Origin of the sequence: Bradyrhizobium sp. CCBAU 51765, assembly GCF_015291725.1 — a bacterium.
Taxonomy (GTDB): Bacteria; Pseudomonadota; Alphaproteobacteria; order Rhizobiales; family Xanthobacteraceae; genus Bradyrhizobium; species Bradyrhizobium liaoningense.
In genome coordinates this window covers 4991934-5015273 of sequence record NZ_CP030038.1, presented here as the reverse complement: position 1 = coordinate 5015273, position 23340 = coordinate 4991934, and the positions used below count along the sequence as shown (strand labels likewise).

General features: G+C 62.1%; 23 protein-coding genes and 2 pseudogenes. 14 read left to right on the top strand and 11 right to left on the bottom strand.

Translation table 11 applies throughout. From position 1 onward, the window contains the following. Positions 1-130: 130 nt before the first annotated feature. On the bottom strand, positions 131-652 hold the full coding sequence (locus XH96_RS24125) for a Dps family protein (protein WP_194387967.1): 522 nt from the start codon (positions 650-652) through the stop codon (positions 131-133). A gap of 254 nt (positions 653-906) precedes the next feature. Between XH96_RS24125 and XH96_RS24120 the strand changes: the two genes are divergently transcribed. Genes XH96_RS24120 through XH96_RS24110 form a run of 3 tightly spaced genes read left to right on the top strand, consistent with a single transcriptional unit; the run spans position 907 to position 2667 of the window. Continuing rightward, the gene (locus XH96_RS24120) at positions 907-1740 is read left to right on the top strand and encodes an alpha/beta fold hydrolase (protein ID WP_194387966.1); all 834 of its coding nucleotides are present in this window, start codon (positions 907-909) and stop codon (positions 1738-1740) included. A 47-nt stretch (positions 1741-1787) separates the two neighbouring features. After that, the gene (locus XH96_RS24115; protein WP_194387965.1) at positions 1788-2177 is read left to right on the top strand and encodes a nuclear transport factor 2 family protein; all 390 of its coding nucleotides are present in this window, start codon (positions 1788-1790) and stop codon (positions 2175-2177) included. A gap of 1 nt (position 2178) precedes the next feature. Next, positions 2179-2667 carry a nuclear transport factor 2 family protein gene (locus XH96_RS24110; RefSeq protein WP_194387964.1) on the top strand — a complete coding sequence of 163 codons (489 nt, stop codon included), beginning with the start codon at positions 2179-2181 and terminating at the stop codon, positions 2665-2667. A gap of 113 nt (positions 2668-2780) precedes the next feature. Here the strand turns inward: XH96_RS24110 and XH96_RS24105 are convergent, their stop codons facing one another. From XH96_RS24105 to XH96_RS24090, 4 genes are all read right to left on the bottom strand, one after another. Then, positions 2781-3356 (bottom strand): isochorismatase family protein, encoded by a 576-nt coding sequence (locus XH96_RS24105; RefSeq protein ID WP_194387963.1) that lies wholly within the window; start codon positions 3354-3356, stop codon positions 2781-2783. 22 nt (positions 3357-3378) lie between these two features. Next, positions 3379-4017 (bottom strand): AraC family transcriptional regulator, encoded by a 639-nt coding sequence (locus XH96_RS24100; protein ID WP_194387962.1) that lies wholly within the window; start codon positions 4015-4017, stop codon positions 3379-3381. Further along, positions 4014-4763, bottom strand: coding sequence for a cysteine hydrolase (locus tag XH96_RS24095; RefSeq protein ID WP_210337760.1), 750 nt, complete (start codon positions 4761-4763; stop codon positions 4014-4016). Before XH96_RS24095 ends, XH96_RS24100 begins: the two co-directional genes overlap by 4 nt. A 250-nt stretch (positions 4764-5013) precedes the next feature. Continuing rightward, positions 5014-5910, bottom strand: a complete 897-nt coding sequence (locus XH96_RS24090; RefSeq protein WP_194387961.1) for a LysR family transcriptional regulator — start codon at positions 5908-5910, stop codon at positions 5014-5016. Between the two features lie 168 nt (positions 5911-6078). Here XH96_RS24090 and XH96_RS24085 point away from each other — a divergent pair, with 168 nt between their 5' ends. The 5 genes and pseudogenes from XH96_RS24085 to XH96_RS24065 all read left to right on the top strand — a co-directional run bounded on the left by XH96_RS24085 (position 6079) and on the right by XH96_RS24065 (position 9668). Continuing rightward, positions 6079-7083 carry an alpha/beta fold hydrolase gene (locus XH96_RS24085; RefSeq protein ID WP_194387960.1) on the top strand — a complete coding sequence of 335 codons (1005 nt, stop codon included), beginning with the start codon at positions 6079-6081 and terminating at the stop codon, positions 7081-7083. 70 nt (positions 7084-7153) lie between these two features. Next, positions 7154-8329, top strand: coding sequence for a sulfite dehydrogenase (gene soxC / locus XH96_RS24080; protein WP_194387959.1), 1176 nt, complete (start codon positions 7154-7156; stop codon positions 8327-8329). Continuing rightward, positions 8316-8861 (top strand): annotated as a pseudogene (locus tag XH96_RS24075) (c-type cytochrome). The gene soxC and the pseudogene XH96_RS24075 overlap by 14 nt, the downstream one beginning before the upstream one ends. Next, positions 8858-9330: pseudogene (locus tag XH96_RS24070) on the top strand (DUF302 domain-containing protein). The pseudogenes XH96_RS24075 and XH96_RS24070 overlap by 4 nt, the downstream one beginning before the upstream one ends. A 164-nt stretch (positions 9331-9494) precedes the next feature. Then, the gene (locus XH96_RS24065) at positions 9495-9668 is read left to right on the top strand and encodes a hypothetical protein (protein WP_194387958.1); all 174 of its coding nucleotides are present in this window, start codon (positions 9495-9497) and stop codon (positions 9666-9668) included. Between the two features lie 509 nt (positions 9669-10177). Here XH96_RS24065 and XH96_RS24060 read toward each other — a convergent pair. Then, complete coding sequence (locus tag XH96_RS24060; RefSeq protein WP_194387957.1) at positions 10178-11239, bottom strand: AraC family transcriptional regulator; 1062 nt, start codon at positions 11237-11239, stop codon at positions 10178-10180. An 87-nt stretch (positions 11240-11326) separates the two neighbouring features. Here XH96_RS24060 and XH96_RS24055 point away from each other — a divergent pair, with 87 nt between their 5' ends. The 3 genes from XH96_RS24055 (at position 11327) to dusA (ending at position 14919) form a co-directional block, all read left to right on the top strand. Continuing rightward, the gene (locus XH96_RS24055) at positions 11327-12121 is read left to right on the top strand and encodes an enoyl-CoA hydratase/isomerase family protein (RefSeq protein ID WP_246789719.1); all 795 of its coding nucleotides are present in this window, start codon (positions 11327-11329) and stop codon (positions 12119-12121) included. Positions 12122-12124: 3 nt separating this feature from the next. Beyond that, complete coding sequence (locus XH96_RS24050; RefSeq protein ID WP_194387956.1) at positions 12125-13405, top strand: CaiB/BaiF CoA-transferase family protein; 1281 nt, start codon at positions 12125-12127, stop codon at positions 13403-13405. A 557-nt stretch (positions 13406-13962) separates the two neighbouring features. Beyond that, positions 13963-14919, top strand: coding sequence for a tRNA dihydrouridine(20/20a) synthase DusA (dusA, locus tag XH96_RS24045; protein WP_246789718.1), 957 nt, complete (start codon positions 13963-13965; stop codon positions 14917-14919). 5 nt (positions 14920-14924) lie between these two features. Here dusA and XH96_RS24040 read toward each other — a convergent pair whose 3' ends face one another. The 5 genes from XH96_RS24040 to XH96_RS24020 all read right to left on the bottom strand — a co-directional run bounded on the left by XH96_RS24040 (position 14925) and on the right by XH96_RS24020 (position 20015). After that, the gene (locus tag XH96_RS24040) at positions 14925-15479 is read right to left on the bottom strand and encodes a TIGR02281 family clan AA aspartic protease (RefSeq protein WP_028179670.1); all 555 of its coding nucleotides are present in this window, start codon (positions 15477-15479) and stop codon (positions 14925-14927) included. 28 nt (positions 15480-15507) lie between these two features. After that, positions 15508-15711, bottom strand: coding sequence for a DUF1289 domain-containing protein (locus XH96_RS24035; protein WP_194387954.1), 204 nt, complete (start codon positions 15709-15711; stop codon positions 15508-15510). A gap of 44 nt (positions 15712-15755) precedes the next feature. Further along, positions 15756-17351, bottom strand: a complete 1596-nt coding sequence (locus XH96_RS24030) for a HAMP domain-containing sensor histidine kinase (protein WP_194387953.1) — start codon at positions 17349-17351, stop codon at positions 15756-15758. Between the two features lie 160 nt (positions 17352-17511). Continuing rightward, on the bottom strand, positions 17512-18912 hold the full coding sequence (locus tag XH96_RS24025; RefSeq protein WP_194394230.1) for a sodium:proton antiporter: 1401 nt from the start codon (positions 18910-18912) through the stop codon (positions 17512-17514). A gap of 230 nt (positions 18913-19142) precedes the next feature. Next, positions 19143-20015 (bottom strand): NAD(P)-dependent oxidoreductase, encoded by an 873-nt coding sequence (locus tag XH96_RS24020; RefSeq protein ID WP_194387952.1) that lies wholly within the window; start codon positions 20013-20015, stop codon positions 19143-19145. 184 nt (positions 20016-20199) lie between these two features. Between XH96_RS24020 and XH96_RS24015 the strand changes: the two genes are divergently transcribed. The 3 genes from XH96_RS24015 (at position 20200) to XH96_RS24005 (ending at position 23195) form a co-directional block, all read left to right on the top strand. Further along, entirely contained in the window at positions 20200-20637 is a 438-nt protein-coding gene (locus tag XH96_RS24015) for a VOC family protein (RefSeq protein ID WP_194387951.1), read from the top strand. Positions 20638-20766: 129 nt separating this feature from the next. Beyond that, positions 20767-21903, top strand: coding sequence for an Mrp/NBP35 family ATP-binding protein (locus XH96_RS24010; RefSeq protein WP_194387950.1), 1137 nt, complete (start codon positions 20767-20769; stop codon positions 21901-21903). 203 nt (positions 21904-22106) lie between these two features. Further along, a complete protein-coding gene (locus tag XH96_RS24005; protein ID WP_194387949.1) occupies positions 22107-23195 on the top strand; it encodes a TRAP transporter substrate-binding protein in 1089 nt (362 codons plus the stop codon). Positions 23196-23340: the final 145 nt, after the last annotated feature.

Sequence of the window (23340 nt, the reverse complement as noted above, 5' to 3'; positions counted from 1 at the left end):
GCCCCAGCCCAACACATATGTTAGACACGCTTCCACACCGGTCCGCCTTCCGCGCTTTCGCGTCAGTCACAGCCAGGCAAGGGGAGCCGACACACGCGAATGGCTGCAGCCGCTGGTCTTTGCCGGGACATCACCTTGCCAGTCGCGTCGTTTCGAACAGAAACCAGAGCCTGCGTTCGGCCTCATCTATCCCGTTTTCCAGCAGGCTGGCGGTGGCGACGTCACCGCGCTTGTCACAAAGCTGGTGCGTCTCCCGCATGAAGACGATCAGCTGTTTGTTGTCTTCCCGCAGTTCGGCCAGCATGTCGCCCGGCGCAACAAAGTCCGCGTCGTTGTCCGCAATGCGCCGCAGGCGCGATGCGTGGCCGATCGAACGCAGCGTCGTGCCGCCGATCTTGCGGGCGCGCTCGGCGATCTCGTCCGTCATGGCGAAAAGCTGATCAGCCTGTTCGTCAAGAAGCAGATGGTAGTCCCGGAAGTTCGACCCCGACATGTGCCAATGGAAATTCTTGGTCTTGAGAAAAAGAGTGAGCACATCGGCGAGCAGCGTCGTCAGCGCAGCTGCGATAGCTGCTACGGCATTTGTGCCGAGGTCCGAGGGTGTGTCGAGGGCGCCGTGCTTGTAGCCTCGGCGCGTGGTACTATCAGACATTTGTCCAGTCCTGAACGCTGAGCCGGATTGGTCCGGTGCTCGCCGATGCGATCTAGTACTTCACTCGCGGCAACTTCAATACGTCAAGGTGTGCAGCAGGCTCGCAGCGACATCAAAATACAAATACGGAGCCAGGCTCCAATACGCCGAGGTCAGAGCGGTCCATCACCCGTCGTCGAACTCTACATTCAAGCGCGATCGCAACTGCTCTACTGGTCGCGACCCTCACTTGAGAGCGACGAAAAGGAAAAATCATGACCGGCTTTGTTACCATGAGCGACGGCGCCCAGCTCTTCTTCAAGGACTGGGGATCGCGCGACGCGCAGCCCATCGTATTTCATCACGGATGGCCGTTGAGTTCGGACGAGTGGGACGCGCAGCTCATGTTCTTCCTGTCGCAAGGATACCGGGTAGTCGCGCATGATCGGCGGGGGCATGGTCGCTCGTCCCAAACCGAGTTCGGTACGGATATGGACACTTACGCGACCGACGTCGCAACCCTCGTCGAGCATCTGGATATCAGGGGGGCAGTACATATCGGCCACTCAACCGGCGGTGGTGAGGCCACACGCTATGTTGCCCGCGCAAAGCCCGGTCGGGTATCGAAGGCGGTTCTGGTCGGCGCAATCCCGCCGGTCATGCTGAAGTCGGACAAGAATCCGGGTGGACTGCCGATGGAACTGTTCAACGGCTATCGTCAGGCGCTTGCTGCCAATCGCGCCCAGTTGTATCTCGATATCGCGAAAGGGCCATTCTACGGTTTCAACCGGCCTGGCGCCGCTGTGCAGGAGGGCACCATCCGTAACTGGTGGCGACAGAGCATGATGGGTGCGATAAAGCCGCACTATGATTGCATCAAGGTCTGGTCCGAGACCGACTTTACCGACGACTTGAAACAGATCGAGGTGCCGGTGCTCGTGATGCATGGCGACGACGACCAGGTCGTTCCTATCGCGGATTCCGCGCTACTTTCCGTCAAGCTGCTCAAGCAAGGTGAACTCAAGGTCTACAAAGGATACCCGCACGGCATGCTTACGACCCATGCCGACGAGTTGAACGCAGATATTCTAAACTTCATCCGGAAATAGCGTCCCGGCCGCCGTCCGCGATGGCTTCTTGATTTAAGGAAAGTCCCATGAGCTCCAAGAGTGAAGCCGCTCAGGTCGACTACGATACGATCCTGAAGGCCAATGCAACACAGGTGTTCAGCCAACGAGATGCGGTCGCGCGGCGCCGGGCGCTCGAGCGGCTTTGGGTGTCAGACGGCGTTCTCTACGAGGAGGGCCACGTCGTGACCGGGCTTGACGCCATATCGAGCGCGGTTGGAGCTCTTCTCGACACGCTCCCGCCCGGAATGGCTTTCGCTCCGGCCGGGCGGGCCGTCGGTCACCACGGCCTGGGGCGGTTGAGGTGGCGCGCCGTCGACGACAAGGGACAGCCCGCGCCTGTTTCCGGCACGGACGTCGCCCTCTTCCGGGACGGCAAGATTACGCAGCTTTACGTGCTGCTCGACCCGTCCGAGTAAGATGAGCGGGGACGTCGAAAGGCGACTGCGCGCGCTGGAGGATGAAGCAGAAATCCACCGCCTCGCAGCCCGCTTCAGCGATGCTGTCAACGAGCGCGATATCGCCGCCTTCGCGCAACTGTGGGCAACCGACGGCGCCGTCTGGAATATCGGTCCACCTCTTCCGTTGTCTGCCAGCGGAAGGGAGGCAATCGTTGCCATGCTTGAAGGCCTCTATAAGATGGAGCGCTATTTCATGCAGATGACGCATTCGGGCGTCGTGGTGCTCGATGGCGATAGCGCAACGGCTAGATTTGTGGTCCGCGAACACGGCAGGGGCGAAAGCACCTATTACGAAAACCTAGCTGTCTATAATGACGAATTCGTCCGGCAGACGGACGGCTGGCGCTTCGCTAAACGCAGCTACACGTACCGGTTCCTCGACCGGAAGCCCTTCGATGACGATGCGTTCGAGGTCACGGCGGGGAATGTCGACAAATTGTCTCGCTAGGCAACTTGATCGAGGCGTCATGTCCGGGGTGACGGCGGTCAGTGGATAGGGCGCGCCGATCGCATGGCCGCCCTGTCCAACTCGGTCGATGCGATGGCCCTCGACACCCGGGGTCAATGATAGGCGAGGATGCCGGAGAGCTTCTGGCCCAGCGGGGTTCGCCAATCGACCGCGAGCTCGGAAATCAACTGATCGTGCGTGATGATGGTGGCTCCGGCTTTCTCCATGCGGCGCAGCGCGATGTCGTCGCCGTACTTCGTGTAAGAAGCGGAGGCGTCAGCGGCAACCTGAACCTCGTACCCCTCGTCAATCATCTGAAGCACCGGGAACAGGACGCAGATCTCGGTGGTGATACCCGCGACAATGAGCTTCTTGCGGCCGAGCGCTTTGACCGCGCTGTTGAATTCCTCGTGATGCATCGCGTTGACTATTCCGGGGCGCTTGATCCGCTTCTCATACGCCTCCGGCAAAATCTCCTTGAGCTCAGGGATCAACGGGCCCTGAACGTGATCTTCCATGCTGACGGTGAGTAAGACGGGGATGCCGGATCCGGCCGCGATCTTGGCGAGCTTGATCGCATTCGCCTTGACCAGGTTGATGTCGTGCGAGTGGGTCCACGACATCGTTCCGACTTGATGGTCTATCAGAAGCATCGCCGCGTTGGCAGGCGTGAAGACATTCTTGTGCATGCTGGGTTTCCCTTCACTGGTGTTACCTTCCGATGACGTGCGTCGGAAGAATTGGATGAGTGCTTCCGCAGGCGATGACGCGGTCTACGAGCGCGTTACCCAAGACCCGGCGCCGCCAAGTGTTGGGCGGCAAACCGACGACGCGATTGAATAGCCGTGTCAGGTGCGATTGATCGACCAGCCCGCAGTTCAAGGCCACCTCGGAGATCGGTAATTCAGTGGTGAGCAGGAGCTGCTTGGCGAGGTCAATCCGGGCGCGTGCCACGAAGTCCGAATAGGAAATGCCCGTCGTAGATTTGAAGGCGCGCGAGAAATAGCTGGAGCTGAGATGGACAAGCCTGGCGACCACATCGATTCTCAAGTTGCTGCCAAGATTATTGCAGATGAAGTCCTGCGCGCGTCGCACCTGCCAGTCGGCGAGGCGGCAATTCTTCGGACGGTTCTCATATGCGGGAGCGCGAACAAGCGAGCGGGCGCTCTCGATGCACCGCCTTGCCGCCCCCACGTCCTGCTCGAGCAGCGCGAGGGCCTCGGCGAGCAGGTCGCCGACAAGGTCAGTTTCCGCGCCCGGGGACAATGGCCGTGAGACAGATCGTCCGGCGGGACGGGGTATGCTCGTGATGGCGGGAGTTGGACCGGCCGGTGTATCTTCCTGATTCACTCGCGGTTCTCAGTCCATCGCGGCAACGACTTCGGCCGTCGCAGGACGGCATGGGCCAGAAATCGGTAGTTGACCAACGCGGCCTTGTATCCGTCGCCCCAGTCGGGATGGCGCGGGCCCGCGACCGCATCGCGCACGACCGTGACTTCGAAGCCTTGCTCCAGGAGTTCGCGAAGGTGAGACTCGACGCACATGTTCGCCAGCATTCCACCCAGAATGATCTTCGATATCCCGCGCTTACGAAGCTGCAGGACCAGATCGTTGGTCTGTGGGCCGAAAACCTTGTGCGGACTGACGATGATCGTCCTGCCGTCTTCGATGTAGGGCTTGAAACGATCCAGCCAGTCGGCGCCCGAGTTCGTGAAGCCGGCCAGATTCAGCGGGCCGCTGCGGGCGAATGTTCCGGTTCGGAATTCATCAGATTCGAGCGGACCGTTGAATTTCCAGGTCCTGTCGGTCGGGTAGAAATAGTGCGGCGATATGAAGACGAGATAGTTCTTGTCGCGGGCAGCTTTGAAGATTCTCTCCATGTTCTCGACGGTGCCATTCTCGGCAACGCTCGCGCCGACCGCCGCCCAGTTTGCTCCGTTTTCGCTCAGGACGTCGTTCTGCGGGTCGATGAAGACGACCGCGGTGTCTAGTCTGTTGAACTTCATCATCCCAGCCTCTCGTGACGTGCACCTGATAAGGTCGCTCCTCGATTTAGCTGGCTTGCGACGACTCGGGAGGCAGGCATGCCAGCCCATTTGGATTCGGACCGATCGGTGGATTGGGCCTGCCAGTCGGAACGAAATCAGGTTCAGAAGTCCGTAAAACGAATCCAGCCACCCTCATCACTGCTGGTATATGAGGGGAGATATCCGGGAAATGCCTGGTTTTGAGAAGCTCAGTTGACGGATCTGAGAGAGCGAGTGCAGGCCATCTCGACGCGATCACAATTGTTGCTGGAAGACAATCGAGCAACCACGAGACGCGCCGTGCGTCAGTCAGGCGGCTCTAAGGGGCAAGCTGGTCTTTGAGGCGCGGCGTCATCCAGCTGAGAAAAGTGCGCAGTTTGAGCGGCATCGGCTTGCGTGGCGGGTAGACGATATGCACAGGTAGCGGGGCCGGCTCGAATTCATCGAGAACGATATCGAGCTTTCGCTCGCGCATCGCAGTGTCCATCTTGTAGGACATGACACGGGCCAGACCGGCGCCGTCGATGGCGGCGAGGACCGCGGCTTCCGAGGTATTCACGCAGAGCCGCGACTTAATCGGCGCCACCCGGGTACGATTGCCGGACACGAACTTCCAGGCCGCGGGCGCGACGTTCTCGTCGATCGTGATGCAAGCATGTTTGGCCAGATCGGCGAGTTTTTTCGGTCGCCCGCGTGTCTTCAGGTATGAGGGGCTCCCGCAGACGACGATGCGAACTGACCCGATCCGCGTCGCGATCATGCTGCTCTCCGGCAGGGGACCCAGTCGGATCGCCACGTCTATATTCTCGTCGGTCATGTTGACCACGCTGTCGGTCAGTTTCAACCGCAGGGAAATTTCGGGATAGGCGTCGAGAAATTCGATGACGTGGGGCAGCAAATGCGTATGGCCGAGACCCCATGGTGCGGTAACCGTCATCTCGCCCTTGGGAATGCGGTACTCGCCTGACAGTTCCCGTTCAGCATCCTCCACCTGTTCGACGATGCGTTTGCAGGCTTCGATGTACGTGCGTCCGGCCTCGGTCAGGGCCATCCGCCGCGATGTGCGCTGAAACAATTGGGCCTTGAGGCGGGCTTCGAGCTCCGCGATTTTTCGGCTGATGGTCGCGACCGGCGATTTGAGACGGCGCGATGCCGCCGAGATACTTCCGGTCTCTGCGACAGCGATGATCGCCGACATTGCCTCCAGGCGATCCATCGCCGACCCCTTCCAAATTCACCAAAGTTCCTTCTCATCTATATGGACTGCTCCGGACCGGCGCAATGAGCTACATCGCGCGGGATAGACGGTGCTACCCCGCTGTGACGGCCTTCGAGGCAGTACACGTCGTTGGATCAAGAGCCATTCCGCACGCAGGGGGTTGATATGAAGAACGTTCGTTTGATCGGCACGCTCGCCTTGCTGAGCCGCCGACGTTTTGCCTTCGGCTTGCCGCTGCTGACCGCCGGTGCAGCCATTTCGCAGAACGCGTCCGTCGCCAATGCCAAGCCCGGCAGCAAGGCGCCGATTGTCACCTATCATCGCACAAGAACCGTCGACGGCGTCAAGATTTTCTATCGCGAGGCGGGGCGGAAAGGGGCCCCGGTCGTACTGCTGCTGCACGGCTTTCCGACCTCCTCGCACATGTTCCGCAATCTCATTCCGGAGCTTGCCGACCGCTATCACGTCATCGCCCCCGATTACCCGGGCTACGGCCAGAGCGATATGCCCGATCGGGCCAAGTTCGCCTACACTTTCGACCGCTTCGGCGAGTTGGTTGACGGCCTGCTCGATCAACTGGGCGTCAGCAACTTCGCCATGTACGTCATGGACTACGGCGCGCCCGTGGGCTGGCGCCTTGCGCTGAAGCATCCCGAACGCGTCACGGCTCTCATCGTACAGAATGGCAATGCGTATGACGAAGGCTTGAAGGAGTTCTGGGACCCCATCAAGGCCTATTGGTCCGATCACTCCGAGGAGCATCGCACGGCGCTCTACAAGCTGGTGACACCGGAGATCACGAAATTCCAGTACACCGATGGTGTCAGCGACGTGGCCCGCGTGGCGCCCGACAATTGGGTCCATGATCAGGCTTTGCTCGACCGGCCCGGCAACGCCGAAATTCAGATGGATCTGTTCTACGACTACCGCACCAACCTGCCGCTCTATCCCAAGGTGCAGGCCTATTTCCGCAAGCATCAGCCACCGACGCTGATCGTCTGGGGCAAGAACGACAAGATTTTCCCGGCCGACGGCGCGCACCCTTACAAGCGCGACTTACCGAAGGTCGAGTTTCACCTGATCGATACCGGGCATTTCGCGCTCGAGGACAAGGCCGACGAAATGGTGCCTCTCATCCGCGATTTCCTCAACCGCAAGATTGCTTCGTGAGTTGGTGAGCGACGAAGGCAGACTGTCCCGTCGGAATTTCATCGCGGCGTCCACAGGGCTTGCGGGGAGCATGGTAGCCGGCCAGGCCGCCGGCGACTCCCTCGCCGACGTGCCGCCGCGTGAGGACGGCGCCGACCTCAGCGGTCACAGTGAGCGATCGCAGTACGTCAAGATCGCCCGCATCCCGGAAGCCGGTCCAGGCAAGCGCAACGTCGATCCAGGCGATGCGATCAATTCGAAGGCACCGCTCGACAAGCTGGTCGGCAGCATCACGCCGACCGATCTGCATTACGAACGCAGCCATTCGGGGGTGCCGGATCTGGATCCAGCAAAGCACCGGCTGCTCGTGCACGGCATGGTCCGCAGGCCCCTGGTGCTCGACATCGATGACCTCAGGGCGATGCCGTCGATTTCACGCACGGTCTTCATCGAATGCACCGGCAATGGCTGGGAAAATTGGCACAAGGCCGACGAGAACCTCACCGTTCAGAACACCCACGGACTGGTCAGTACCAACGAATGGACCGGTGTTCCCCTGAGCTTCCTGGTCGATCTGGTCGAAAAGGAGCGCGGTTCGACCTGGATGCTGGCCGAGGGCGGCGACGCGGCGGGCGTAGCCCGCAGCATTCCGCTCACAGACGAGATCCTGAACGAGGCGTTCGTGGCGTATGGCCAGAATGGAGAGCCGCTGCGGCCGGCTCATGGCTTTCCGATGCGTCTGGTGATGCCGGGCTTCGAAGGCAACCTCAACATCAAATGGTTGCGACGCCTCAAATTCGGCGACCAGCCCTGGATGACCCGATGGGAGACGGCGCGCTATACGCAGCTGCAAGCGAACGGCAAGGCGATCCAGTTTCAGCTCCGTATGGAAACCAATTCGGTGATCACCTCTCCTTCGGGCACGATGACGATCAAGCCAGGCTATCGCCGGATCACGGGCCTGGCGTGGAGCGGTCACGGCAAGATCGCAAGGGTCGAAGTCTCGACCGATGGCGCGAAGACCTGGAGGGACGCCCAGCTCAATCTACCGGCATTGGCCAAAGCGCAGACGCGCTTCCAGATGGATTGGGTCTGGGACGGCAAGCCGACCAAGCTCGTAAGCCGCTCGACCGACGACAAGGGCAACGTCCAGCCCGATCGCAAATCCTTCATCGCCGCCGTCGGGACCAACGCACTGTTTCACTATAACGCCCAGCAGACCTGGAGTATCGACGAGAGCGGGAGGCTCCGCAATGTTCTCGACTAGAAGGGCATGTATAGCCGGGGCCTTTGCGCTCGCTTTCGCGTCGCCCGTCCTCGCATATGAGTTTGGCCGCCCGGCAACTCCCGACGAGATCGCGCTGTGGGACATCGACGTCAGGCCTGACGGCAAAGGGCTGCCGCCGGGAAGCGGGACGGTCGAGCGCGGCAAGCAAGTGTTCGCCGAAAATTGTACGGCGTGTCATGGTGACAATGGTGTTGGGGGTATCAAGGACCGCTTGGTTGGCGGACAGGGCACGCTTACATCGAGCGCGCCGGTGAAGACCGTGGGCAGCTATTGGCCATATGCCACGACCTTGTTCGATTACATTCACCGGGCGATGCCTTACCGGGCGCCAGGTTCGCTCAGCAACGACGACACCTAAGCCGTCGCGGCCTATATCCTGAGCCTGAACGGCATCGTGCCGCCCGATGGCAAACTCGATCGCGACAGCCTGCCAAAGGTGAAGATGCCCAACCGAGATGGCTTCGTACCGGACACGGAGTTCGATCCGGCCAGGCTGTTCAGGAATCAATGACGATGCTGTCCCTTCGGGCGATCGTTCTTGCGTCGGTTGCAACGATGTTGATTGGAGCACATGCCATGGCCGTCGAGGGCCTGATAACTTTCCGCAGCGCATTCGGGCCACAAGAGACGATGAAGCGCCTTGAGGCCGAGGTTCTGGCCAAAGGTATGAAGGTGTTTGCCCGTATCGACCATGCCGCCGGCGCTGCCGCAGTCGGCCTGTCGCTGCGGCCAACCGATCATTGATCTTCGGCGCGGCCAAGGGCGGAACGCCCCTGATGCAGTCGGCGCAGACAATCGGCATAGATCTGCCGTTGAAGGCGCTCATCTGGCAGGATGAAGCCGGATCAACGTATCTTTCCTAAAACGATCCGGCCTACCTTGCGGACCGACATGCCGTTGGCGAAGCGGCAAAGCCAGCCACAGAAGCCATGGGCAGCGCGCTGAAGACCATGGTTGTCAAAGCTGCCACCGCGCCTTGATATCGGCCGCCTCGCAAAACGGTTCGGTTTGTCGGCCTGGTCCCCGCAACAACGCCTTAGCGAGCCTCCTTGCTCCGCGTCAGGGTACTTCGCGAAGCATCGTTATGGCGGCTTCCGGCGGCATTGATTGCCGGCGGGAACGAGGGACTCGTTAGGAGGTGCAGTTGGCGTACCGGCAATTTCCCTTCGCTGGTCGCTTGGGGATTGTTGGCGATCATGTGCCTTTGACCGAACAGGCTTTTCCCGGCGGTGAATCCCATTTCGGACCGGACCGTGATTCAAGCGGTGGATTTTGGTTAACGAAGGTCAAAAATGTTTCATCTTTCAATGCGGATTGAACTGACACTCTCTCCGCCTGGAAGGATTTCGCATGGCACGCAATATCCGAGCCGCGTTAGGCCGGAGCGGGGACAGTCCACGATCTAATACGTGCGGTGGGCGCATGGGGGAAACCCGGGCGCAGAGCCGAACGATCTGCTCGCGAGCAAGGCCGTTGTCGACCTACAAAAAAAAGCAAAGTCGAAGCCGGCCCGACGGTTGATGTTCGCCAAATTGATCCGCCTGGGCCCGAATGCCAGCTGGTGTACAGATGCGCTAGCGCGTTCACCTGAAGCCGCCGATTGCATCAGGGATGAACCTTAAGATCCGGAAGATCGTGTGAACGTGGTCGAAGAGCGCGTTGAAACTAACGTGCTTAGTTCAAAGGTTAAGCTCATCAAAACCTGAGCGGAGGGCTTGCTTGCTCCTCGGGCCCGTCGCTGGCGTCTCGTTCAAGGAGACCCTCACTATATTCGGAATGTTGCCGCTTTCGATTAGGATTTGTAGCCGCGAATTGTTACTTCAGGAGCTATGAAGCCGCCATTGGTGCAGTTGAGCTCAAGCGGCCTGCTGAGGCATGTTCATCATTCCTGCGTGACCTACGCCACGCGCTAGGCGTTATCCTGCGCCAGCGAGTGAAGGCCCTCCTGAAATTGGCTTCGTCGCCAAAGCCGCACCTCTCCGCGATTTCGGACACCGATAGATGTGTGTTCTCCAGATACTCGCAGGCGAGCGAAGCGCGAGTTTGGTCGAGCAGGTCTTGGAACGTCGTACCGTCTTGAGCCAATCGACGAAACAGTGTGCGGCGCGAAAGACCTAACGCGGCTGCCGCCTCATCAGCGGTGCAGCGCCGGCCGCTGTTGCCTAGGAAGTGGCTGCGTAGCTCCCTGAGCAGCAAGCTTTCTCCGTCTGCGCCCACAATCAACCCTTCGCAGAAGTCTCGGCAGATGTTTGCGGTGAGCGAGCTGGCATTTGGGCAAGGGCGCGAGAACACGGCTGCATCGAAATGCCATTCCATCGTCTCGGACTCGAATTCAAGCGGGCATTGGAATAGTTCGGCATACGCTCGCCAATGCGCGGGCCGAGGATAGGGAAAGCGCATGAGAGTGGATGGGAAGTGGTCCTGGAGAATTTCGCCCTTCAGGGTGACCATAGAGGCGCGCCAAAACTCTGCAACGAACGGCAACAGCCCACGCAGCGAGCGTGGGTTCCAGCTTTGCATCACGACCCGATCACCTTCCCGGCGGAGGGTGATCCGCAGCACGGCACCTGCGAACTCGACGTGTTGGTGGCCAAAGGCGAAAGCATCGCCGAACGTCGGGCTGGTGGCGAGCGCGAAGCCATAAACTCCGAAATGATGCACGCGCTGGCGCTTGCCCGCCCTGAGCGCGAGTAAGGGATCTTGGGTCAGTTCATGCGCGGCCGTGAGCACGGCCAGTCGCTGCGCCTGGGTAAGCGTGCCGCCGAGGGATCGTAGCCCCGCTGCGCGCCGCAGCTTTTCAGCGTCTATCCCCAACGCCCCTAGCTCTTCAATCAGGGCCTGGAGGCCATGACCGACAGCAGTATCACGCAGTGCGGAGCGTGGCATCATTTCACCTCATGATGGCACGATACCACCTGTATCATCAAGCGTGACGGGCGCAATGATGTTGTCATCAATATCAAGGGATGAACGCCTATGTCTTCAGTTTCCAAGCCTGTTTCGTCCTGCGTCAAGGTCTCCTACGAAGGGCCGGTTGCTGTCCTTTCGATGGAATTTGCACCGCACAACCTGATCGGCTTTGACCTGATGGGCGGCATCAGGGAAGGTCTTGCCTCGGCAAGAGAAGCTGGCTCGCGTGCCGTCCTGCTCAAGAGCGGCCTAAGGCACTTCTCCGCTGGGGCGGATACTTCTCTGTTCGAACAGTCGCAAGGCCCGGAGGGACGGGTCGGAAGCTCCTCGCTTGCCTTCCTGCGCGACCTAGAAAATTTCCCGCTGCCGATCGTCGCGGCGGTGCAGGGCGTCTGCGTCGGTGGTGGCCTTGAAATGGCATTGGCCTGTGATTTCATCATCGCGGCACGTTCGGCCAAGATCGGCTCGGTCGAAGCGACGCTGGGCTTGAACCCGCTGATGGGCGCGATCCAGCGTCAGGTCCAGCGCGCCGGGATCGCGAGAGCCAAAGAGATGTCGATGCTGGGTCGGCGCTACGATGCGGCAACGATGGAGAAGTGGAACATCATCAACCTCGTCGTGGACGATGAGAAGCTTGGCGAAGCGGCGATGGTGGTCGCGCTCGAACTTGCCAATGGTCCGACGCTCGCGCACACGAGCACCAAACAGATTGCCAACCTTGCCGCCGCCAAGGGCGTCGAGGCCGCTGACGAGGCGATGGCGCAACTGCAGCGGCCGCTTTGGACGTCCGAAGACCTCAAGATCGGCCTCGAAAGCCTGATGAAGCAGGGCCCCGGTCTTGCCGTCTTCAAGGGACGCTAAGCTATGGCCGCTCCTCTCGAAGGCGTGAAGGTCGTTGATTTCTCACGCGTGCTGGCGGGCCCCCTGTGCGGGCGCACGCTGCAGGACCTCGGAGCCCATGTCACCAAGATCGAGCCGCCTCGCGGGGATGTTTCGCGCCTAGCCGCGCCGATCAATCTCAACGGCGTCACCGGTTATTACGCGCAGCAGAATGCCGGCAAGCGCGCCCTGTCGATCGATTTGAACAAGGATGAGGCCAAGGAGATCGCGTGGAAGCTAGTGGAAGCGGCCGACATTCTGGTCGAGAACTTCCGTCCCGGCACTCTTGCCTCCTTTGGGTTCGACTACGAGAGCGTCGCCAAGCGCAACCCGCGGCTGATCTATGTCTCGATCTCGGGTTATGGCCAGGGCGGTCCATGGCGCGGCCGGATGGCCTACGCGCCGACCGTCCAGGCCGAGGCCGGGTTCACCCACCACACGCTCCGTCATTTCGGCTTGATGCATGAGCCCAAAACGGACGCTCTCAGCCATGCCGACGCGTATGTCGGACTGCAAGGTGTGATCGCGGTGCTCGCCGCACTCCACCAGCGTGAGCGGACCGGAGCCGGTCAACACATTGACGTCGCCATGGCTGCAACAATGTTGGCCGTAAACGAACATGCCCATATGGACCTCAACAGCCTCGACCCGGGCGACGACCCGGCCATCCTGGGTGCAACCGATGGATCGTTCTTCACGGGTCCGAACGGTGAGAAGTTCGTCTGCGCAATCAGTATCGTCAGTGCGATGACGTTCAGCTGGTTCGTCGCGGCGATGCGGCGGCCCGACCTGCTGGAGGATCCCCGCTTCGCCACTTCGGGCCTGCGCCGGGCCAATCGCGCCCAGTTCGAAGAAATCGTCCAAAAATGGATCTGGACCTTCCCCGACATGGCGACACTCGACGCCCATTTCGACCAGGCTAAGCTGGCGACCGGCGAAGTCCGCACGGTGGAGCAACTCGCGGCCAGCGAATGGGCTGACTACTGGAGCGCGACGCTGAATGTCCCGGATCGGCAGGGCGGTGAATTCCGCCTACCTGGCCGCCCGTGGAAGTTCTCCGACGCGGAATTGCCTCTCCCTGGCGCTCCCAGCGAACAAGGCGAACAGAACGAGGAGATCTGCCGGGAGCTAGGCTACGGCGATGCCGACATCACTCGCATGCGCGAAAGCGGCGCGCTCGTTGGCAATTTCGTGTCGCAGATGATCGCCATGTTCGGAGCGCAAGCGGCTGAGCGCGCCGCGCGGCATGCACAAGAAAGCAAATGAACTGGCTGCCTGATACTCCGGCGACGCAGTAAGGGCGCGGCGCGAGGACCTTCGTGGCCTAGCTTGGGGCGCTTCGCAAACAGAGCAAGCGCTACCAGGACTTCTCCGCCGATGCTGCCTGTGCCGGTCTCGGGCAAGTGTCCGCATCCGAGAGCCGGCTCATTGAGGTAACCGTCCTCGATGTGCAGATCGATGATATAGCCGAAAGTTTTGGCTTGGACAGCGGCGCGGGGCTTTGGTGATCCGCTGCGGTCGATATTGCGCTCCATATCGAGCGCCCAGTCTTCGCGGTCCTTGCGCCGGCGGAAGGTCTCTGACACGTAGCCGTTCATGCGGCGGACCTGGACGCGTCAGCTCCCGGAAGGCAATTGAGTGAAGCTGGCCATGGCCGTGTGCACTCCCTAATTCGTGTGCGCTACGTGTGCACTGAGAGGTCAAAACAGGTACAAACGTGCGCAATTTCGACTAGTTTGGAGTGCGCGTGTTCCGGGTTCATCCCTTTGATAAAATAAGGTAAATCATTGAAATCGCACGACTATCGCTTTTCTGTGGCCCCCATGATGGACTGGACGGACCGGCATTGCCGGGTGTTCCATCGTCATCTGACGCGGCGGGCGCTGCTGTATACGGAGATGCTCACCACCGGCGCCGTCATTCATGGCGATCGGCAGCGGCTGCTCGGGTTCGATCGGTGCGAGCATCCGGTGGCGCTTCAACTCGGCGGCTCGGATCCGCGCGAACTTGCCGAGGCTGCGCGGATCGGCGAGGCGCTTGGCTATGACGAGATCAACCTCAATGTCGGCTGTCCGTCCGATCGCGTGAAGGATGGCCGCTTCGGCGCCTGCCTCATGGCAGAGCCGGATCTGGTGGCGAGGTGCGTCGACGCGATGAAACGCACCGTCGCGATTCCCGTCACCGTGAAGTGCCGCATCGGCATCGATGAGCAGGACCCGGAAGTCGCGCTCGATGCGCTTGCACATGCTGTGGTCGCCTCCGGCTGCGACGCGCTGATCGTGCATGCCCGCAAGGCTTGGCTGAACGGGTTGTCTCCGAAGGAGAATCGAAACGTTCCCCCGCTCGATTACGACCGCGTCTATCGCCTCAAGCGCGCAATGCCTGGTGTGACTGTCATCATCAACGGCGGTATTGCTGGCATCGAAGACGCGAAAGCACATCTCGAACACGTCGACGGCGTGATGCTCGGCCGCGCCGCCTATCAGGAGCCGTGGCGGCTCCTCTCCGTGGACCGGGAGATCTTCGGAGAAGCGGCGCCGCATGCGACCATGCAGGATGCGCTCGAGGCGATGATGCCCTACATCGAGCAGCAGCTCGCGCGCGGAACGCGACTGCATGCGATCACGCGGCATTTCGTCGGCGCATTCCATGCCGTGCCGGGCGCGCGGGCCTTCCGCCGTCATCTGGCCGAGCAAGGGGTGAAGCCGGGCGCAGGTCTCGAAGTGCTGCGCGATGCGATCGCGCGCGTCGCTGCGCGCGTGCCGGCGGAGGCGGCGTAGGTCAGCTAGTCGACTGCCATGCGCGAGCGGCGATGACCACGCTGGAGTTCCGGATAACCGGTGAGCATCAGCGTGTCGGCGCGCACCCCCCAGCTCTCGAGGCGGTCGAGGAAACTCATGCCGAGCAGATTGGTCTTCATCTGGCCGCGCTGCACGACGAGCGCCGGTACCGACTTCTCCACGAGATGGCCGACGGCGAGACGGTCGAGCGTGAGGCGCGCCGCCTTGGTGTGGCCGCCCGCGGTCTCCAGGTCGACGTCATATTCGAGCATCTCGAGCGGCAGCCCGATTGCTTTCGCGGTTTCCCAGGTCAGCACCACCGATGTCGCGCCGGTATCGATCACCATCGGCGCGGTGACGCCATTGATCTTCGCACGCAGCGTGAATTCACCGCCCTGGCCGCGCGGGATCTGTACGGCCGGTGCAGGGGAGGCGGTCTGTCCACGGAAAATGTGCGAGACCTTGTGGCTGGCCCGCGCGATTTGGTCGGCGTCGCCATAGGCGACCACGGCACCTGCCGTGCCGGCGAGCATGACCAGAACGAGCAGGAAGCGGATCATCGCGCGCCTCCGGCGGCCCATGGGCGGCTCAGACGCGTTTCGGCGATCCCGCGATCGGCGCAAGTCCGGCTTCCGTCATGCGCGCCGGCAAGAGGGCCATGATCGCGAGCCGGTCCGCGCTTTCCATGGCATGCCAGCGCGCGATCTCGGGCAAGGTCCGGCCGCACCCGAAGCACAGCTTGGTCTTGGGATCGATCATGCAGACGGCGACGCACGGTGTTTCTTTGCTCATTCGGACATAGTGAGGGATCGTCGGACATCTCTGCAAGCATCTCGTTAAGAGCCTGTGCCCGCACTCATGATCGGCTTGTGGCGCGGCCGGCGTTTCTCGTCGGGCTGGCCGGAACTCTCCGGCTGGAGCGGCGGAGAATCATCCGACAGCGGGGCGAGCGCGCTCATCACCCGCTCCGGCGGGAAGGTGACGATCACCTCGGTGCCGATCCGCAGCTTCGATTTCAACGTGAACGTGCCGCCATGCAGGTCGATCAGATTCTTGGCGATCGGCAGGCCGAGACCGGCTCCCTGTTCAGCCGACTTGATCGAATTGGAGCCCTGGCCGAACGAGGCGAGCACGACCGGAATCTCGTCCGCGGGGATGCCGGAGCCGGTATCCTTCACCGAGAGATACTGTCCGCCCGAGGCGGTCCATCCCGCCTTGAGCCAGATCTCGCCGCCCTGCGGGGTGAACTTGATCGAGTTGGAGAGCAGATTGAGCACCACCTGCCGGATCGCGCGCTCGTCGGCCCAGAGCCGCGGCATGGCCTGCTCGAACACTTCGTGGATGGTGATGCCGCGGCTCGAGGCACGCAGCTTCATCAAATGATGGCAGTCGGCGACGATGCCGACCAGCGACACCGCTTCCTCGTTGAGTTCGTAGCGGCCGGCTTCGATCCGCGACAGATCAAGGATCTCGTTGATGAGATTGAGCAGGTGCACGCCGGAATTATGGATGTCGGCGGAATATTCCTTGTAGACCGGCACCGCGTGCGCGCCGAAAATTTCGCTCTTCATCACCTCGGAGAAGCCGAGGATGGCATTCAGCGGCGTGCGCAGCTCGTGGCTCATCTGCGCGAGAAAGCGCGACTTGGCGACGTTGGCGGCTTCGGCACGGTGGCGCGCCTCGTCCGAGATCGCTTTAGCCTGTTCCAGCTCGCCGATCAGCGCGTCCTTCTCTGCGCGCGCTTCCAGCGTGGCGAAGGTCGAGGAGTGGAGGCGGTGCGCCAGCAGGACGAAATAGCCTTCGGCGGCAAGCGCGAGCGCGGCCAGGATGTAGTTGTCCAGCGAACCGGTCACTGCAAAGCTCAGCGCCATCGCGACCGCGACCGGCGCCGTGGCGGCAAGGGCTGCGATCGGCAGGTTGGCGGCGAGCATGCTCGATACTGCGATCACCAGCAGCATCAGGAACATCATCAGCGTTTCCGTGACCATGTCGAGCACGGGATGGATCAGGATCGCCATCCAGCACAGACCATAGAGCAGGTCGAGCACGACGAAGCGCGTCCGCCACGCGCGCGTCGCCGCGGGCGAGGCCGGCTCGGTCAGGAAGCGCCGGCAACTGCGGATCATGGCGCTGTGGATGCAGAGCATGCCGACGGTCCAGGCCGCGGCCGGGACCGGCTGCATCCACAGCCCGAACAGCACGCCGGTGGCCACCACCAGCAGCATCACGACATAGGAGGCGGACAGCCGCGTCTGGGCGTATTGCCGCAGCATCTCGGCGTCGAAAGCCGGCCGGGTTCCACTGGTCGACGTTAACTTGTCCCGCGCCTCGCGCACCCGCTGCGCCGCAGCCCTTCGGCTGCTCGCCGATGGCGCGCTCACCGGCTCGGCCGGCAGCTGCACAACCTCGGGCTTTTCAGCGGGGTTACTCATCAAACAACACAATTCCTGCCCACGCCGGGCGCGGGACTTCTGCGTTGTCTATCTCTGGCAAGAAATCCTTAAGAGCTGACTTAAGGAGCTAAAGAATTACGTTAACCCGGCGTTAATCCAATGCCCGGTTCCGACCTCGCTCGCGGAACCCGCAGCCCCTTCACCTGAAGAAAACGAGCGTGACCAGCGCGAACACCGGCAGCAGGAGGATGGAGGTCCAGGCCATGTATCCGAAGAAGCCCGGCATTGCGACGCCGCTCGCTCGCGCGATCGCGTAAACCATGAAGTTGGGCGCGTTACCGATGTAAGAGTTTGCGCCCATGAACACCGCACCTGCGGAGATCGCGGCCAGGGTCATGGCGCCATTCGTCATCAGATGCTTGGCGTCGCCTCCAGCAAGCTCAAAGAAAACCAGATAGGTCGGCGCGTTGTCGAGGAAGGATGAGAGCAAGCCGGTCAACCAGAAATAGGCGGCATTGTTCGGCGTGCCGTCGACGTTGGTGACCATGTTCACGACCGAGGCAAACGCGCCGGATTTGCCGGCGTTGAGGATCGCAAGCACGGGAATGATGGTGATGAAGATGGCGGCGAACAGCTTGGCCACTTCGATCATGGGGCCCCAAGAGAAGCCGTTCGCGTCGTGGTCCTCCTTCGGCGTGACGGCAAGAGATGCAAACACGACGCCGATCATGACGGCATCGCGCAGAAGATTCTGCAGCTGGAGGTGCGTGCCGAGAACCTCAAATCCGCCGAGGTCGAGCTTGGCGCTCAAGAGGATCGCAGCAATGATGACCCCCATCAGAGCGAAGTTGAGGCCGCCGCTGATCCGCAAGGGATTGTCCGGAGTCGGGTCCGGTTTGACGCGGCCTTCCTTGCGATAAAGATAAGTGTCGATGCAAAAGAACAGGGCGAGCAGAATCCAGGCCACGAACGTGGTCTGGGGGAACAGGTGCGTCGTCGTCCAGAAGAAGTCCACGCCGCGCAGGAACCCCAGGAACAACGGCGGATCTCCCAGGGGAGAGAGCGAGCCGCCGATGTTGGACACCAGAAAGATGAAGAAGATGACGACGTGCGCGTTGTGCCGCCGGTCGTCATTGGCGCGGATGACCGGCCGGATCATGACCATTGAGGCGCCGGTCGTGCCGATGATGCTCGCAATCAGGGTGCCCAGAGCGAGCAGCAGCGTATTCAGTACCGGGGAGCCGTGAAGATTGCCGCGCACCACGATGCCGCCGGCCACGGTGAACAGAGCGAGGAGCAGCAGAATGAAGGGGACGTATTCGAGCAGCGCGGTATGGACGAGTGCCTGGATGGTTGGAAGCGGGCCGTACCAGGCGGCAAGCGGCAGCACGATCAGGGCGGCCCACATCGCGGCAATCTTGCCCTGGTGGTGCTCCCAGAAGTGAGGCGCTGCGAGTGGAAATATCGCGATCGACAGCAGCATGCCGGCGAAGGGGAGCGCCCATTGCGGGCGAATGCTCGCCCCGTCGAGCGATGCGGCGAGCGCCTGCGACGGTGATGCAACCAGGATCAGGAGCGCGACCGGGAGCAGGCGAACCATCAGACGGGATCCCCGCCGGCAGGCACCACCCGCGGCGATCCCGGCGAAGCCGGGTCGGAGCTCCAGCGCGACGCCGACGCAGGCGACAACGAGGATGGCGGCGATCACGCTAAGCAAGGCTCCCCCAGAAGTTTATGATTGTTTCGGTTTGCGCGCTTTTGACGTCGTCGCGGCCGGAGTCGCGACGAAGTACGATGCTGCGCGGCCCTGGAAGAGGCCGCAACAGGGCCTCAGCGTTGCAGGCGTGCGAGCAGGCTCGACGTATCCCAGCGCTTGCCGCCCATCTTCTCGACTTCGGCGTAGAATTGGTCGACCAGCGCGGTGACAGGCAGGCTGGCGCCGTTGCGACGGGCCTCGGCCAGCGAGATCGAGAGGTCCTTGCGCATCCATTCGACCGCGAAGCCGAAATCGTACTTGCCCTCGTTCATGGTCTTGTAGCGGTTCTCCATCTGCCAGGATTGCGCGGCCCCTTTCGAGATGGTCTCGATCACTGCGGCGACGTCGAGGCCGCTCTTCTTGGCGAAGTGGATGCCCTCGGAGAGACCCTGCACCAGACCGGCGATGCAGATCTGGTTGACCATCTTCGTCAGCTGGCCGCTTCCGGCGGGCCCGAGCAGTTTGCACATCCGGGCATAGGCCCCTGTGATGATCGGCTCGGCGCCCGAATATGCGTCCTGCGCGCCTCCGCACATCACCGTCAGCACGCCGTTCTCGGCGCCCGCCTGGCCGCCGGAGACTGGGGCGTCGACGAATTTGAAGCCGGCCTTGGTGGCGGCCGCGTCCAGCTCACGCGCGACCTCGGCGGAGGCGGTGGTGTGGTCGACGAAGGTCGCCCCTTTCTTCATGCCGGCGAACGCGCCGTCGGGGCCGATCGTGACCGCGCGCAGATCGTTGTCGTTGCCGACGCAGCACATCACGAAATCCTGGTCTTCGGCGGCGGCCTTCGGGGTCGGTGCGGTCTTGCCACCGAACTTGTCCGCCCATTCCTTCGCCTTCGCCGCGGTGCGGTTGTAGACGGTGACCTCATGGCCCCCTTTTTTCACGAGGTGTCCGGCCATGGGGAAGCCCATCACGCCGAGACCGAGGAAAGCGACTTTAGCCATCTGTGGTACCTTGTCCGTAGTTTGGGTTTTACGGTTCTTGCCAGGCGAGGGGCGCCTGGGTTCCGCGGTGAGGGCGGATTGGAGGCGCACCATAAACCCTTGAGGCCGGAGGGCAACGGCTTCGTTTGGCGGCCCCCTGTGCTAGGATGGCGGACCCAAGAACCTCAAAAAAGGGAGTGAGAGCATGGGCGGCGTGAGCGTTGGCGTCCTCGATCATTTCAACATCAGGACCCGGAATCTGGCCGAGACCGTTCGCTTCTACGCGGACGTGCTGGGCCTGGAAAAAGGCGCACGGCCCAATTTCGCCTTCCCCGGCGCCTGGATGTACAGCGAGGGTAAACCGGTGGTGCACCTCGTCGACATTTCTGCGACCGCCGAGCCACAAAAGCCGGATTCCGGCGTCGTCCACCACGTCGCCTTCGTCAGTCGCGGCTTTGACGGCATGAAACAGCGGCTGGCATCCAAGGGGATGAAGTTCGAGGCCCGCCAGGTGCCCGGCGGCGATCTCTGGCAGATCTTCGTCCACGACCCCAATGGGGTCATGATCGAGCTGAATTACGAGGCCGCCAGCGAGCAGGGGGCGGCGCCCGCCGAAAAGGCTGACGATATCGGCAGGCAGTAGCCTTTTGGGCGTTTCCGCTCTAATGGGGCATCCTAAAGCCTTGAGCATGATCTTGTCGGAAGACCGCTTCACACTTTGCGCTGGCGCCGTCCTCCGGGTCCGGATCATGCTCCGTTCAGGAGATGCGCTTTGAGCGTGACGCAGCAACAGGTTCTCGACAGCCTCGCCAGGGTCAAGTCGCCCCGCGGGGTCGCGCTCACCCATGCCAATGTACTGAGCGCGATCAGCGCGTCCGACGGCAAGGTGTTCTTCTCGATCAATGTCGATGCCGCCGAGGCAAGGGCGTGGGAATCCATCCGGGCCGAAGCGGAGGCCGCGGTGCGGGCCATCCCCGGCGTCACCACTGTCATGGTGGCGCTGACCGCCGAGCGCAAGCCGGGCTCCGCGCCACCGCCACCGCCGCAGCCGAGCCGCGGCACGCCCGGCGTGCAACCGGCCCATGCCCACAAGCCGCCGCAGGGCGGCCAGTCGCCGATGGCGCGGCAATCGGAAATCCCGGGCGTTGCCGCCGTGATTGCAGTCGCCTCCGGCAAGGGCGGTGTCGGCAAGTCGACCACGGCGCTCAATCTGGCGCTGGGCCTGCGCGACCTCGGCCTCAAGGTCGGGCTGCTCGATGCCGATATCTACGGCCCCTCGGTGCCGCGCCTGACGGGCCTGCGCGACAAGCCGGAGCTGAACGGCGAACGCAAGATGATTCCGCTTCGGCGTTTCGGCCTCGCCATCATGTCGATCGGCTTCCTGGTCGAGGAAGAGACCGCGATGATCTGGCGCGGTCCCATGGTGATGTCGGCCGTGACGCAGATGCTACGCGACGTCGAATGGGGCAAGCTCGACGTGCTGGTCGTCGACATGCCACCGGGCACCGGCGATGCCCAGCTCACGCTGGCCCAGAACGTGCCGCTCAAGGGCGCCGTGATCGTCTCGACCCCGCAGGACCTGTCCCTGATCGACGCGCGGCGGGGGCTTGCCATGTTCCAGAAGGTCAACGTGCCCGTCCTCGGCATCGTCGAGAATATGAGCTACTTCCAGTGCCCGCATTGCGGGACCAAGTCGGACATTTTCGGCCACGGCGGGGCGCGGCATGAGGCCGAAAAGCTCAAGGTGCCATTCCTGGGCGAGATCCCCCTGCACATGGCGATTCGTGCCACTTCGGATGCCGGTAATCCCGTGGTCGACAGCGAGCCGGACGGCCCTCATGCGGCGATCTACCGCGCCATCGCAGGGCAGGTCCGGGACCAGCTGAAGGGCGTCATTGCCGCAGCCTGAACCGGCCGGCTGCGGGCCCCTGGGACATGCGACTTTTGTAGAGCCCCGTCATGCCATTGTCGCGTTCCGTAACCGCGCGGTCCGTGTTAAAGGCGCACGGCAGTCAAGGCCCTTCGGTTCGACGCGACATCGACGCGTCGCCGGGATGAGCGGCGGCATAAGAGAAGTCAAGGGGAAACGCCCCAGCAAGGAGAGACCTGAAGATGAAGCGTCGTGATTTTCTGAAAGTGTCGGCAGCAGGCGCGGCGGCGACCGCAGTGGCCTCGCCGGCGATCGCGCAGTCCTCGCCCGAGGTGAAGTGGCGCCTGACTTCGAGCTTCCCGAAGTCGCTCGACACCATCTATGGCGGCGCCGAACAGGTGGCGAAGTACGTCGCCGAGATGACTGACAACAAGTTCCAGATCCAGGTGTTCGCCGCCGGCGAAATCGTCCCCGGCCTCCAGGCGCTCGATGCGACCTCAAACGGCACCGTCGACATGTGCCACACCGTCTCCTACTACTACGTCGGCAAGGACCCGACCTTTGCGATCTTCGCCTCGGTGCCGTTCGGCCTCAATGCGCGCCAGCAGAATTCGTGGCTCTATCAGGGCGGCGGCAACGAGCTCGCCAACGAGTTCTTCAAGAAGTCGAACGTGATCGGCTTCCCCTGCGGCAACACCGGTACCCAGATGGGCGGCTGGTTCCGCAAGGAGATCAAAACCGTTGCCGACCTGTCCGGCCTCAAGATGCGCATCGGCGGCATCGCCGGCCAGGTGCTTCAGAAGGTCGGCGTGGTGCCGCAGCAGCTCGCCGGCGGCGACATCTATCCGGCGCTGGAGAAGGGCACCATCGACGCGGCCGAATGGGTCGGCCCCTACGATGACGAGAAGCTCGGCTTCGCTAAGGTCGCCAAGTACTACTACTATCCGGGCTTCTGGGAGGGCGGTCCGACCGTCCATGCCTTCGCCAACCTGGAAAAGTTCAATGCGCTGCCGAAGAACTACCAGGCCATCCTCACCAACGCGACGGCCAACGCCAACGCCTGGATGGCTGCGCGCTACGACATGCAGAACCCGGCCGCGCTGAAGCGGCTGGTCGCCGGCGGCACACAGCTTCGTCCGTTCACCAACGAAGTGCTGGAAGCCTGCCTCAAGTCGACCAACGAGCTGTGGGCCGAGATCTCGGCCAAGAACGCCGACTTCAAGAAGTCGATCGACGCCATGCAGGCCTACCGCTCCGACGAATATCTGTGGTGGCAGGTCGCCGAATATACCTACGACAGCTTCATGATCCGCTCGCGCACACGCGGCTGATCCGCGGCTTAAGTCGCAGGACCAAATCGCCCGGCCTCGCTCGCGAGGCCGGGCTTTTTCTTTGCCGCAGTGCGATCGGGATGGCATTCGGGCGCGGCTTGCGCCATGCTTGCGGCAAGCCTCGACAAGAAGGCCCACAATCACT